The following is a 13,797-nucleotide window of genomic DNA, read 5'->3' on the forward strand; positions in this document are numbered from 1 at the left end:
TGGGGCGATAGAGCAGGAGGCATGGAACCACTCTACGAGGGAAAGGCAAAACGCCTCTATAAAACCGATGACGCTGAAGTCCTCCGCATGGAATACAAGGACGAGGCCACTGCCTTCAATGCCGAGAAGAAGGCGGTCTTCGAGAGTAAGGGAAAGCTGAACAAAGCGATCACTTTGCTTCTATACAAGATGTTGGAAGACAAAGGAGTAAAGACTCATCTTCACGCTGATTTGGATGAGGTGAACCTTTTGGTGAAGAAGGTGGAGATTCTATTGGTCGAGGTGATTGTCCGAAATGTGGCGGCGGGTAGTTTCAGCAAGAGAGTGGGAGTTGCGGAGGGAACTCCTTTCAAAACTCCAATTGTCGAGTTCAGTTACAAGTCTGACGAACTTGGTGATCCGCTTATCAATGACGATTACGCACGCGAGATGGGTCTGGCAACGGAAGCGGAATGCGCGCTTTTGAAAAAACAGGCTCTGGTGGTGAATGAAGTCCTAATCGACTTCTTCCAAAAGTGCGGTTTGCGCCTTATCGATTTCAAAATTGAGTTCGGTCGTTTGAGCTCGGGAGAAATTGTTCTCGCCGACGAAGTGAGCCCCGATACCTGCCGCCTGTGGGATGCCGAAACCGGTAAGAAGTTGGATAAAGACCGCTTTCGTCAGGATCTCGGGGATGTCATGGAGGGGTATCAAGAGGTCCTCCGGCGTATCGAGGAGGTGAAGTAAGCGGCCGTTTCTTTCACTCGGAGGGCTTCCTGTCTGCGGGGTAACTCGGCTGCGCCATGCGTGGGTGATCGCATGGCGGCCGGAAACCCTTTGATTGAAGGGCGCGCGGCTGAATAAAAGTGCTCATTTTTTTCTGAAAAGACAGACACGAAAGCGATTCTGTGGCATTTCTTATCCTGTAAGGAATCATGAAGCGCAAACAGCAACAGCTCGCAGACCAGTGGAAGTCCTGGCTGGCGTCCGAAGGAGGGCGCCTGTTGATGTATGCCCGCCAGCGAACAGGCTCGCTCGAAGAGGCTGAAGACGTCCTCCAGGATTCGCTCATTCGCCTGTGGGGTTATCAAGAGGAGAGAGCCTATCGTCCGCCGGATGTTCCCCTTGCTTTCTCTGTTGTCCGACTTGTCGCCATGGACGCGGGGCGGAAGAAAGGACGTCGCAAGAAGCGCGATGAGAAAGTCATTCAGTTCCATGACTATGACGAGCATTGGCTCGACCCCGCGATGGAAGAGGATGAGGACGCCCTCATGCTGCGTGAGGCCGTCGAAGGCCTGAGCGACAAGTTGCGTGAAGTCGTCAGCCTCAAAGTTTGGTCCGGACTCACTTTCGCTGAAATTGGCGAAGTGCTTAAAATCTCCCACAACACCGCTGCCTCGCGCTACCGCTACGCGCTTGAGCTTTTGCAACGGGAACTGGGTCACTTGAAGGAGGCTCGCAATGGATAGTCTGCATGATATCGAAGCCGGTTTGGAGCGCTTGATGCCGCGAGGTTTGAGCGAAGACTCCCGCGTTGAGCTGGAATCTGTGATCGATGAGTTTTGTCTGTCGGCGGAGCCTACCGTCTCTTTTTGGCGCAAGCCGTATCTGTGGACCAGTGCGGTTGCCGCGGTGGTCTTGCTCGGAGCAGGGGGGATGTTTGCTAACAAGGGGCCGGGCCAGAATGCGGTGGCGGTTCTGGAGGCCTCGGACGCCCATTTCCACTCGAGTGGGATTTCGGTTTTGGAAAAGAGGACTTGGATTGATTCCGGGGAGGATCTCGGGATTCAGTCCCTCAACGAATTTGGCGAAACCCGCCGCGGGTGGAGCTACTCCGGGGTCGAGGAGGAGCGGGTGCTTCATGAAGACTCGGGTTACGAAGTGATCCTACAGCGCGAGTTCGATGCCGAGCTCTATGCGGCAAGTAGTTTGTAATGAGAATATTCACTCTAGTTATCCTCATCGTCTCCATGTGCGGCGCGCTGGCCGATGGGCCTTCCCGCGGACGAGGCGGACACCGCGAGCAAGCCGGAGGACCCTGGTTGGGGGTTGATCTGGATTGGGTGGAAAAAGGAACCGCAGCCCAGCTCAAGGATGTCCCGAAGGGATTCGGCCTCTTGGTGGAAGAGGTGGAACCGCAATCACCCGCGCGTGCCGCAGGCTTGCAGCCCCTCGACGTGCTGTGGAAGTTCAATGACCAGTTCATCGCCAACAAGTGGCAACTCTATGCTCTCATGAAAATGGAGGGAGTTGGAAGCGTGGTCCAACTTTCGATTTCGCGAGCGGGGGAAACCCACGTTCTTCCCCTCACGATCGGAACACGGCCCGAGCGCACGGGGGAAATCGCGAAGGCGGCTGGTGAAGTGTTCATGCCACCCATCCCTGGTGATTACGTGAGGCAGGTGGATATCGGAAAGCGTTCCGGTTTCATCGCCGAAGGAGATTCGGTTGTGAGTCTCAGTAAATCTCCCGAGGGCTATCTCTATAGCGTGACCCATTGCAACGATGTTTTGCACCAGGGCTTGCTCAAGGACACGGACGAGAGTCAGTGGCCCAAATCGCTGGACGAGAAGAACCGGCGCAAATTGCGTGCGCTTTTCCATTCTCTACTCAATGCGGAGGAAAGAGACTTGGACGACCGGGCTTTGCCACGGGTCAGGCGCGTTCCTACTCCGGCAAAAGACACGAAGAAGTGACTTTTTCAGAAAAGGGCTGAGAAAGAAGCGAAAAACCTTTGCCTTTTGTCTTTCGTATTCGCAAGGTTCGCCTGATGCATCCTGATGTCGCGAAACTCGTAGAGGCGGGTCGATTAACCGAAGAAGTTGGAAACCGTTTGAATGAGTTAGCTCCCGGGTCCTTTTGCCTGCACAAAAGCTGGGGCGCTGGCAAAGTAGAAAGCTGGGATTTATTTGGGGGGAAGGTCACGATTGATTTTGAGCGTGAGCGTGAGCCGCAGACCATGGGCTTGAAGCTGGCCCTTTCCAAAACCGAGCCCCTTGCCGATGATGATTTCCGCGCCGAGCGGGTCGCCAAACTGGGCGAGCTCCGCGATTTGGCCGCCAACGACCCTGCTGAACTTATTGTGCGAATGTTGCAGAGTCACGGGGGAACCTTGAAGCCAGATGCGGTTGATAAGGAACTCTGCGGGACCATCATCCCCGAAGAAGATTATAAGAAGTGGTGGGACAAAGCCAAAAAGATTGCTCGCGAGGGTGGTCGGGTGGTTGTTCCTTCCAAGCGCACCGAGCCTCTCATCCTGCGTGATGAAAACATGAGCCCTCTCGAGTCGTTGGTCGGAGAATTCCGCGAAGCCCGGGACTTGAAAACCAAGATTGGAGTTCTCGATTCGCTGAAGAACGAAACCGACGGACTGAAAGCTGACCCTGAGGTATTGCAGGAGCTCGCGAAGGAAATCGATGAAGCCGTGAAGAAGGGGATTCGTCTCCATCTGGGGCAAGCGCTCGACCTTCTTGCCTGCCGTGATGAGCTCTTTACCGCAGTTGAAGGTGCCGAGCTGGCCGACGGTTCACTGCGCATTCCCGATGCCCTTGGTCTGGCCGATGGTGATGTTGCGTCCCAGGTCACCTCTTTGGCCGCTGCTCGTCAGCGCCGCATCTATGAAGCTTTTCCTGCTGCTTATGGCGACGATTGGATCAAGAAGTTGATGGGAGTTTTCGAAAAAGTCGGAACTCGCGGGGTCAACGAAATCGCCAAAATGCTTTTGGCTGAAGACCAGTTTGAACCATTGCTGAAGCACATTAAGAAGGGGATCTCCCTCCGCACCTTGAGTGGCGAGGCCCTGATGTGGATCTGCCGCGAGCGGAATGGCAACGCGGCAAAGGTCTTTTCGACGGAAGTTGGTTTCGCAATGCTTTCCGTAATCGAGGCTGGAGCCGTCGACGATGGTCCTCGCAAGGGCACTCGTTTGCAGAACCTTTTGATGGACGACAAGAAGCTCATCCCCGACCTCTTGAAAGACATCGACCTCAACGAGGCCCGCAACTTTGCCCGCAAGCTTTTGCAAAGCCCGGCTCTTGCTGAGTTGGATCGCAAGTCTCTGATGGCACGCGTCATCAAGGCTCACCCCGAGACCCAGGATTTGGTCACCGGCGCGGTGAAGGAAGAGAAGGATGAATCTCTCGTGGTTTCTTGGGAGAGTCTCAAGAAGCGCAAGGAAGAGTTCGCCGACCTCGTCAACAATCAGATTCCGCAGAACCTCAAGGACAAGAAGCTGGCTGCTTCCTACGGTGACTTGCGTGAGAACTTCGAGTATCACGCCGCCAAGCAGAAGGAAGCTGTTCTCAATCACCAGCGCACGCAGATGGAGAAGGAGCTCGAGAACGCACAAGGCACCGACTTCGCGAAGCCTGACACTTCAGCCGTGACGATCGGAACCATCGTGACTCTCGAGAAAGATGGAGACGAGAAGACCTACACCATTCTGGGAGCATGGGACAGTGTCCCGGAGGAAAACATTGTCTCTTATCTCTCCGAGGTTGGCCGGGTTCTCATCGGCAAGAAGGTCGGCGAACAAGTCGACGTGAAAGACCTGGAAACCGAAGTGATGGAGACTCGCGTAATCAAGTCCATCGAGGCCTATAACAAAGGTTAGAACTTTTTTTCAATTCATACCCAAAAACACACCAAAAAACTTATGTCTGAAACGACAATCACAGCAGTAATCGGACGCGAGATCATTGACTCCCGCGGTAACCCCACCGTCGAAGTGGACATCAAGCTCGCCGACGGATCCTTCGGTCGCGCGGCAGTTCCCAGTGGTGCTTCCACTGGAGAGCACGAAGCCCACGAGCTCCGCGATGGAGACAAGAGTCGCTACCTCGGCAAAGGGGTCTTGCAGGCCGTAGCCAGCGTCAACGAGAAGATCGCTCCAGCCATCATCGGCCTGGATGCTTCCCAGCAGACCGCTATCGACCGCCTCATGATCGAGCTCGATGGTTCCAAGAACAAGAAGAACTTGGGAGCCAACGCCTTGCTCGGAGTTTCCCTGGCAGTCGCTCGTGCGGCAGCAGCTTCCGCTGGTTTGCCTCTCTTCCGCTATCTTGGAGGTCCAAACGCCAAGGTTCTGCCCGTTCCAATGATGAACATCATCAACGGTGGTTCCCACTCCGATGCTCCGATTGCTTTCCAGGAGTTCATGATTCGCCCGGTAGGCGCTCCAACCTTCCGCGAGGCGGTTCGCATGGGTGCTGAAGTCTTCCACAGCCTCAAGAAGGTGCTTCATGACCGCGGTCTGAGCACTGCGGTTGGTGACGAAGGTGGATTCGCTCCAACATTCGAAGGAACCGAAGATGCCCTCGATACGGTTTGCCTGGCGGTTGAAAAAGCAGGTTACAAAGTCGGCGAGGACATCACTTTCGCCCTCGATTGTGCGGCTTCCGAGTTCTTCGCGGATGGTGTCTACGATTACGCCAAGTTCGAAGGAGATGGCGGCGCCAAGCGTTCTTCCGCCGAGCAGGCAGAGTATCTTGCCGAACTATGCGAGAAATACCCAATCGACTCGATTGAGGACGGTTGCGACGAGAATGACTGGGATGGCTGGAAGTTGCTCACCGACAAGATTGGTGACCGGGTTCAGCTGGTGGGTGACGACCTTTTCGTGACCAATGTCGACTTCCTCCAGAAGGGGATCGATCTCGGCGTGGCGAACTCCATCCTGATCAAAGTGAATCAGATTGGAACTCTCACTGAGACTCTTGACGCCATCGAGCTGGGTAAGATTCACGGTTACAATTCCGTCGTGTCCCACCGTTCGGGTGAGACTGAAGACAGCACCATTGCCCACATCGCAGTGGCAACCAACGCTGGTCAAATCAAGACCGGTTCCATGAGCCGTTCCGACCGGATTGCGAAATACAACCAGCTTCTCCGCATCGAAGAAGCCTTGGGAGAAGACGCGGTCTTTGCTGGCAAGCTGAAGGCATAACTCGCGCCTACCAACAACTTTTCAAAAACCCCGTGGGCTTCGGCTCCCGGGGTTTTTTATGTCCTTTGATGTGTTTGCTTTTTGACCGAAGGCGCCTCGTCCCGAGTTCTTGGCGCGCGGATTACAAATCGGAAGGGCAAATGTAATGTTATCGATGCGGGGGCTTCGTTTTACTTGAGGCCGACTCCAAGCCGCAGTTGGCGGGAGACAGACCAAACCGAGTGAGAAAAGCCTTAAGTTGATACCCGCAGAAAAAGTTAAGTTCAGAACATCATCCGGCGAGAATACTGGTTCATTGCTGTGCCCCTCTTGCCGCAAGCCGCTTCCTTTTGTAGGGCGCGCGGAAATCAGGAGGCACCCGATCGCCGAGAAACTGAATGAATTGTCCTTTGTGATAACGGGGTGGTGGACCGCTTTCGTCGCTTTGACCTTTGTCGCTTCGCTCATCTTTCTGGATGGGGCAATGGTCGGGCGGGGTCTCGGCTGGATGCTGGTTCTTCTGCCATTCATGCCCGAGTTCGTGATCGCATTGGTCGTGAGATGTTTCCCTCAGCATCGGGTAACCCGTTGTCCGTATTGTCGATATTCGGCATCCCAGTATCTAGGCCGTTAAAGTCAGCTGGACTGAAAGGATAGAGCTGATCTGGAATGCCCTTGGCGTGAGCCGGCCGCCACGTTTAACCTCTGGTGCGGAAGAATCGATGAACGAGATGGAACGGGAAGCGCTTGTCAAACTAGCCGAAGAAATAGCCACGAAAGCTCATGACGGACAGTTTCGGCGAGGAGGGATTATTCCATATATCGAGCACCCTCGAGCAGTGGTGGAGCGGGTAGCGGGAGACCACGAGGCGGAGGTGGTTGCCTGGCTCCATGATGTCATTGAGGATACCAGCGAATCGGCGGAATCCTTGATCGAGGCCGGGGTTCCAGAATACCTGGTCGCGGAAGTGGTTCTGTTGACGAAGACGCGCGAAGCCGTCTACGACCAATATCTGGAGCGCATAGCTGCATCGCCCATTGCCTGCCGCGTCAAGATTGCGGATATGCTCTCCAATTTGGCTGACCATCCCACGCGGAAGCAAATTCGCAAGTATGCCAGGGGCTTGCTAAGGCTCACTCGGGATTCTTCCTGAAAGGAATTGGCGGGGAGGTCTACTTGCGAAGTCGACAGCCATTGAGGAACAGGTTCACTGTCTCCGTGACGATTCTGCGGCATTCCGCTTTGGTGGGGCTCGGAGCGATATTGGTCACGACGGGCCAGAAGGCGAATTCGAAGATCATGGCTGAAAAGCAACGGCCAGCTTCCTTGGGGTTCTCGAGTTCGAGTGCTCCGTGTTGTTTGGCTTGTTCCAGCCAACGGCCAAGGCCGGTATCGCCCAGACGAATGGTAGCAAAGACGTCGTCGGCTAGCTCGGGTGAGCGCATGCGAGCGGGGAGAGTGACACGAATCATGGTGAGAAAGTCCTTTGAGGTCACCAGGTCGATTTGCTTCTTGGCTAGTTCGGTCAATTGATCTTCCACACTGCGCTCGGGATCAAAGGCCATCTCGGTAGCACGGCTCACGGATTCGCAGACTTGCTCTGAAATGGTTCGGAAGAGGGCCTCCTTGTTTTCGAAGTGGTTGTAAATTGTGCGCTTGGAGACTTGGGCGCGGGCCGCGATCTCATTCATGGTGGCAGCGGAGAAACCGGCTGCGTTGAACTCGTGGATAGCGGCCTGGATGATAGCCAGGCGCTTTCTTTCACTCATGGTAAGTGCCATGGCAGAGATCTAACCGAATAAGCGATTTTTGTAAAAGTAAACTTTCCGGTTTACTTTTTCCGGATCGGAAGTAAACCAATGGGTGTAGTTTTTCGGGTGGCCGAACGAACCCTTCGATTCCATGTTTTTTCCTCTTATCAGCATTTCAAGCATCCAAGCCTTTGATGGTGCAGCGGTCCGGGTTGGAGTCCTGGCAGGTATTCTGGCCCTTGTGTCCTGTGCCACGGTCGGTCCGGACTATCAGCAGCCGGAGGCGGACTTGCCTGACAGTTATCGGTGGGAGAGCAGTAAGAACGGTCGCTCGTCAGCGCAACGCGATGGTTGGTGGCAGGTCTTCAACGATGCCCAGCTGAATACCCTGATCACCCAGGTGCGGAGTAATAATCACGATCTGAAGGCTGGTCTGAAGAGGCTGGAGCAAGCGCGCAGTGTCATCGGAATCAGTCGGGCGGCGGGACTTCCACAAGTGGGGGGCGCACCCGGGGTTTCCCGCCAAAGGACATCCGGGCAGGTGACTGGGGGAGGCAGTGCCTTCAACACCTATTCAGCACCTTTGACCCTTGATTGGGAGGTTGATCTCTTCGGGCGGATTCGTCGCCAGGTGGAAGCTGCAGTCAGCGACGCGCAAGGCAGTGAGGAGGACCTGAACGCGCTTTTACTTTCTTTGGAGACCGAGGCTGCTTCCCGCTATTTCACCTTGCGGGCATTGGACGAGGAAATCGAAATTGTCAGCCAAGGGGTGAAGAGCCGGCAGGATTCGTTGAAGCTGGTGAAGGACCGTCACGAGTTGGGGGCGGTGAGCGAGTTGGATGTGGCTCAGGCGAGCAACTTGTTGGCATCAAGTGAAGCAGATTTGGAAGGCTTGAAGCGGGAACGTTCTGCGCAAGAGGCATCGCTTGCGGTCCTAACTGGTAGACCCGCCACCACCTTTCGGGTTCCCCCTGCTCCTTTGCGTGGGACGCCGCCATCAGTGCCTGGGGGAGTTCCTTCCGAGCTATTACGGGCTCGTCCAGACATTCGGCGGGCGGAGCGAGCTCTGGCTGCGGAGAACGCACGGGTGGGAGTCGCGGTAGCTGCCTTCTATCCGTCACTGAGCCTGAGTGGCAACCTGGGTTTGCAGTCTTCGGATATCGAGAATTTGTTCAGCAAGGGTGCCCGCTATTGGAGTATCAGCCCGCAGGTCTATCTTCCAATTCTTCAGGGAGGGCGCAACGAAGCGGCCTTAGCCGGAGCGCAGGCCCGATATGAGGAGGTTCTCGAAAATTATCAACAAACCGTTTTGGAGGCTTTGGCGGAAGTGGAAACGTCACTGGCTGCCCGCAAATTTTATTTGAGTCAATCGGCTGCCTTGGATCGAGCGGTAGTTGCGGCGGAGAAGGCTAGCGAGATCGCCGATGCGCAATACGAAGGAGGCATCTCCAACTACCTCAGCGTATTGGATGCCGAACGAACTTCGCTGGACGCCCGACGTCAGCAAGCGGTTCTACGAGGGGTTCATTTCGGCAATACAATCACTCTCATTCGCTCTCTCGGTGGCCGCTGGTAGTTGGCCGACGTTCTCCCATTTCAATCACATATTAGTAAGCTCATTTCATGAAATCACAGTTCCTCATTCCCACTCTAATCGTATTAGGTCTAGCGTCTTGTCAGGATAAGGACGAGTCAGCGCAAGCTCCACCCGCCCGGCCTCCGGCCTTGGTGAAGTTTGTCCATCCCGTGCAGAAAGAGATTGTTGCCTGGGATGAATACACGGGGCGCATCGAAGCGGTGCGCGAAGTAGAAGTTCGTTCACGGGTGGGCGGTTTGCTGGAATCCATCAACTTTACCGACGGGCAGTTGGTCAAAGAAGGGGATCTGCTTTTCACCATCGACAAAGAGCCTTTTGAAGCTGAACTGGCAGCGGCGAAGGCTGATCTGGCTCAGGCTGAGACCGAGCGTGACCTTGCAAAATCCAACTACGAACGCGGCCAAGCTTTACTGAAGAGAAATGCGATTGCGAAAGAGGATGTCGAGGTTCGCGAGGGTGACTTTGCTGGTGCGGAAGCGAGAGTCCTCTCGCAGCGGGCGCGGGTTCGGATTGCACAGTTGAATCTGAATTACACTGAAGTTCGGGCTCCCATCACCGGCCGGATTGCTGACCGTTTTGTTTCCGCAGGGAACTTGATCAGCGGAGGTTCCGCGCAGTCGACTTTGCTGACCTCCATCGTTTCGGTGGATCCCATATACTGTCGCATCGAGGCGGACGAGGCGTCGGTCCTGAAATACATGCGCTTGAACCAGCAGGGCAAGCGGGAGTCGGCGCGGGAGGGCGGCGTGGAGGTTGAAATGGGGTTGGGCGACGATGAAGGGTATCCCCGGCGAGGGCGCATCGACTTCGTGAACAACACCTTTGACCCTGCTACTGCAACCATGCGGGCGCGTGCGATTTTCGATAACGATGATGGCTTTCTTACCCCAGGAATGTTCGCCCGCGTGCGCCTGCCGGGTCGGGGTGAGTTTCGGGCGACTTTGGTTCCCGAGATTGCCATCCAGACTCAGCAAAGCTTCACCTCCATTCTCACCGTGGGGGAGAACGATGTCGTGGAGGTTGTGCCCGTGACCTTGGGGCCTTTGCAAGGCGACATGCGCGTGGTGGAGGAAGAGCTGCCAGCGGACACCCGCGTCATCGTTTCGGGGCTGACCTCCGCCTTTCCCGGCTCAACTGTGAATCCTCAACCCCTGCAGGAGAAAGAGCCGGAGTCCTCCCCATCCGAGTAAACCGAGCCTCACCCGCGAACCCCATTTTCCAGCCATGAAGTTACCTCAATTTTTCATCACCCGGCCCATCTTTGCGATGGTGGTCTCCATCGTCATTATGATCGTGGGAGGCATCTCCTACTTTGGCTTGCCGGTCGCGCAATATCCCGAGATCGCGCCGCCCACTATTCAGGTCACCGCCTCCTATCCGGGGGCCAGTCCCGATATTCTGGCCGACACGGTGGCGACGCCGTTGGAGCAAGAGATCAATGGGGTGGAGAACATGCTCTACATGACCTCGCAAAGCACCAGTAACGGCGCGGTCACCATCACTGTCACCTTTGCGCAAGGCACGGATGTTGATCAGGCGCAGGTCCTGGTGCAAAACCGGGTGGCACGTGCGGAACCCAAGCTGCCCGAGATTGTGCGGCTGACCGGCGTGGTGACTGAGAAAGCGAGTCCCGACCTCTTGCTGGTGGCTCACTTGCGCTCCCATGATGGTTCCCTCGATCAGCTCTTCGTCGGCAACTACGCCTTCCTGCGGGTGCGGGATGAACTCCTGCGCTTGAAAGGGGTGGGCAATGTCACCGTCTTTGGCGCCGCCGAATACAGCATGCGGGTCTGGTTGGATCCGCAAAAGTTGGCCTCACGTCAATTGACCACCAGCGATGTGCTGAGTGCGGTCGGGGAGCAAAACGTCCAGGTCGCGGCCGGAACGATTGGGCAGCAGCCCATGGAGGGAGGCAATGCCTTTCAGATGAGCGTGTTGGCGCAAGGTCGCCTGAAAACGGCCGAGGAGTTTGGCGAAATTGTTGTCAAAACCGGCGAGCGCGGACAGATCGTGCACCTGAAGGATGTCGCTCGCATCGAGCTGGGCTCGCAGGATTACAGTCGCGAAAGTTATCTCGACGGAAAGCCCGCCATCGGTATCGGCATCACGCAAAAGCCCGGCTCCAACGCCTTGGAGACTGCCCAAGAGGTGGAGGATACCTTGAATCGATTGTCAAAGGATTTTCCCGCCGGGCTGGAGCACACCATTGTCTACAATCCGACCATCTTCGTGGAGGAGTCCATCAACTCGGTCTATCACACCTTGATCGAGGCCATTTTCCTCGTGGTGATCGTGGTTCTGGTTTTCCTGCAAAACTGGCGGGCGTCCTTGATTCCTTTGCTCGCCATTCCGGTTTCTTTGATTGGAGCGCTGGGGGTGATGGCTGGACTTGGGTTTTCGCTTAATAACCTCACTCTCTTCGGACTCGTGCTCGCGATCGGAATCGTGGTGGATGATGCCATCGTGGTGGTGGAAGGGGTGGAGCGCCACCTGGAGGAGGGCGATAGTCCCCTCGAGGCGACCCGCAAAGCGATGTTGGAGGTCAGTGGCGCGCTGGTGGCGATTGCGCTGGTTCTCAGTGCGGTCTTTATCCCCACCGCCTTTATCTCGGGGATTTCCGGTCAGTTCTACAAGCAGTTCGCCATCACCATCGCGGCGGCCACCATGATTTCGGCTTTTGTGTCCCTGACGCTCAGTCCGGCAATGTGTGCCCTTTTGTTGAAAAGCCCCGAGGCCAAGAAGGATTGGTTTCAGCGCATCATCGATTTCCTCTTTGGATGGTTCTTCCGCCTCTTTAATAAGATGTTTGGATTCTTGTCCCGGGGATACGGTGGCTTTGTGCGCCGCATCACGCGCTTGGCTTTTGTCTTTGTCCTTCTCTATGTCGGGCTGCTGGTTTTGGGTGGAGGAATCTTTAAGAAAGTGCCCGGCGGCTTCATCCCGCAGCAGGATCAGGGCTACTTGATTTTGTCGGTGCAGTTGCCGGAGTCCGCCTCCCTGTCCCGTACCCGCGAAGTCATGATCGAAGCCGCCGAATTGGCGCGGGGAATCGATGGCATTGAGCATACGGTGGAAATTGTCGGTTTCTCGGGGGCGACCCGGACGATTGCTTCCAATTCCGGCGCGGTCTTCGTGATTTTGAACTCCTTTGAGGAACGATCGGAAAGCGGCCGGACCTCCGATGCCATTGCCGCCGAGTTGCAAATGACTCTGGCTTCCCTGACGGACTCCACCAACGTGGTCATCAGCCCGCCGCCAGTGTCGGGGATTGGAACGGGCGGGGGATTCAAGCTCATGCTGCAGGATCGCAGCGGCGGAACCTATGATGATTTGCAAAAGGTGACCCGCGAGTTGGTGGGAAAAGCCAATCAGGAACCTTCCATCGCCTTTGCCTACACCACCTTCAGTGCCAGCACGCCGCAATACTATGCCGACATTGATCGGGAGAAGGCGCAGACCTTGAAGGTGCCGATGTCCAATATCTTCCAGACGCTGCAGACCTTCTTGGGCTCCTCCTATGTCAACGACTTCAACCAATTCGGGCGCACCTATCGGGTGATTGCCCAGGCGGAAGGGGACTACCGGGATGAGGCTAGCGACGTCCGGCTTCTCAGCACCCGCAGCACGACGGGGGAAATCGTGCCCCTGGGCTCTCTCTTGAAGATGGAACGGGCCACGGGACCGGACCGGGTGGTGCGCCACAATCTCTACCCCTCCGCCGAGGTGGCAGGAATCGCTTTGCCGGGCTATAGCTCGGGACAAACGCTCGATGCCATGGAGCGTCTCGCTGCCGACCTGCCCGCGGGCTATGGCTTCGAGTGGGTGGACCTCTCTTATCAAGAGCGGAGCGCGGGAAATACCGCCGGACTGGTCTTCGCGCTCGCGGTGGTCTTCGTTTTCCTGCTGCTGGCGGCTCAATATGAGAGCTGGGGTTTGCCGATGTCGGTCATCCTCATCGTTCCCATGTGTCTGGTCGGTGGAATCGCAGGGGTGATGCTGCGGGGGATGGACAATAACATCCTCACCCAAATCGGTTTTGTCGTCCTGATCGGATTGGCTGCCAAAAATGCTATCCTGATTGTCGAGTTCGCCCGACAACAGGAAGACGAGGGAAAAGACCGCTTCGAAGCGGCGGTGGAGGCCTGCAAATTACGGCTGCGACCTATTCTGATGACCTCGCTGGCCTTCATTCTCGGGGTGGTGCCACTTGTCATCGCACATGGACCGGGCTTTGAGATGCGTCAGGCGCTGGGAACCACCGTGTTTTCGGGCATGTTGGCGGTGACCTTCTTTGGTCTCATTTTTACTCCAGTCTTTTACGTGCTGATTCGTGGCTTCGGAGCCCGCAAGCGGGAAAAAGCGCTGAAAGGGGAGCCGGATTCGGTTTTGGAAGGCTAGAAGTCCACTCCTGATGATTAAAAAGAGCGCAGTCCTTTCGGGCTTGCGCTCTTTTTTCGTGGAGGGAGAGGAGGAAAGAGTAAAAACCCAAGATTCTCCGAGTTCATGAAACGTTTCATGTTGAGACTCGGTCTCAGTGTCGCACTTT

The 13,797-nt window shown here is 55.9% G+C and carries 11 protein-coding genes; 10 read left to right on the plus strand and 1 reads right to left on the minus strand.

Annotated elements, in window-relative coordinates; all coding sequences use genetic code 11:
- Positions 1-21 precede the first annotated feature (21 nt).
- The 7 genes from purC (at position 22) to IE099_RS13450 (ending at position 7,056) form a co-directional block, all read left to right on the plus strand.
- Positions 22-726, plus strand: coding sequence for a phosphoribosylaminoimidazolesuccinocarboxamide synthase (purC, locus tag IE099_RS13420; protein WP_189570690.1), 705 nt, complete (start codon positions 22-24; stop codon positions 724-726).
- 188 nt (positions 727-914) lie between these two features.
- On the plus strand, positions 915-1,448 hold the full coding sequence (locus tag IE099_RS13425) for an RNA polymerase sigma factor (RefSeq protein WP_189570692.1): 534 nt from the start codon (positions 915-917) through the stop codon (positions 1,446-1,448).
- Complete coding sequence (locus IE099_RS13430; RefSeq protein ID WP_189570694.1) at positions 1,441-1,914, plus strand: hypothetical protein; 474 nt, start codon at positions 1,441-1,443, stop codon at positions 1,912-1,914. Before IE099_RS13425 ends, IE099_RS13430 begins: the two co-directional genes overlap by 8 nt.
- Positions 1,914-2,675, plus strand: coding sequence for a PDZ domain-containing protein (locus IE099_RS13435; protein ID WP_189570696.1), 762 nt, complete (start codon positions 1,914-1,916; stop codon positions 2,673-2,675). Before IE099_RS13430 ends, IE099_RS13435 begins: the two co-directional genes overlap by 1 nt.
- A gap of 38 nt (positions 2,676-2,713) precedes the next feature.
- Positions 2,714-4,591, plus strand: coding sequence for a GreA/GreB family elongation factor (locus IE099_RS13440; protein WP_189570698.1), 1,878 nt, complete (start codon positions 2,714-2,716; stop codon positions 4,589-4,591).
- A gap of 42 nt (positions 4,592-4,633) precedes the next feature.
- A complete protein-coding gene (gene eno / locus IE099_RS13445) occupies positions 4,634-5,923 on the plus strand; it encodes a phosphopyruvate hydratase (RefSeq protein WP_189570700.1) in 1,290 nt (429 codons plus the stop codon).
- A 701-nt stretch (positions 5,924-6,624) separates the two neighbouring features.
- Positions 6,625-7,056: a GTP pyrophosphokinase gene (locus tag IE099_RS13450; protein ID WP_189570702.1), complete on the plus strand. Its 432-nt coding sequence runs from the start codon at positions 6,625-6,627 to the stop codon at positions 7,054-7,056.
- Positions 7,057-7,075: 19 nt separating this feature from the next.
- Here the strand turns inward: IE099_RS13450 and IE099_RS13455 are convergent, their stop codons facing one another.
- The gene (locus IE099_RS13455) at positions 7,076-7,684 is read right to left on the minus strand and encodes a TetR/AcrR family transcriptional regulator (RefSeq protein WP_189570704.1); all 609 of its coding nucleotides are present in this window, start codon (positions 7,682-7,684) and stop codon (positions 7,076-7,078) included.
- Between the two features lie 121 nt (positions 7,685-7,805).
- On the opposite strand from IE099_RS13455, the gene IE099_RS13460 reads away from it, so the two are divergent.
- Genes IE099_RS13460 through IE099_RS13470 form a run of 3 tightly spaced genes read left to right on the plus strand, consistent with a single transcriptional unit; the run spans position 7,806 to position 13,649 of the window.
- Complete coding sequence (locus tag IE099_RS13460; protein ID WP_189570707.1) at positions 7,806-9,230, plus strand: efflux transporter outer membrane subunit; 1,425 nt, start codon at positions 7,806-7,808, stop codon at positions 9,228-9,230.
- Between the two features lie 47 nt (positions 9,231-9,277).
- On the plus strand, positions 9,278-10,441 hold the full coding sequence (locus IE099_RS13465) for an efflux RND transporter periplasmic adaptor subunit (protein ID WP_189570709.1): 1,164 nt from the start codon (positions 9,278-9,280) through the stop codon (positions 10,439-10,441).
- Positions 10,442-10,475: 34 nt separating this feature from the next.
- Positions 10,476-13,649: an efflux RND transporter permease subunit gene (locus IE099_RS13470; RefSeq protein WP_189570711.1), complete on the plus strand. Its 3,174-nt coding sequence runs from the start codon at positions 10,476-10,478 to the stop codon at positions 13,647-13,649.
- The last annotated feature ends 148 nt before the right edge of the window (positions 13,650-13,797 follow it).

The organism is Roseibacillus persicicus (assembly GCF_014651675.1).
Taxonomy (GTDB): domain Bacteria; phylum Verrucomicrobiota; class Verrucomicrobiia; order Verrucomicrobiales; family Akkermansiaceae; genus Roseibacillus; species Roseibacillus persicicus.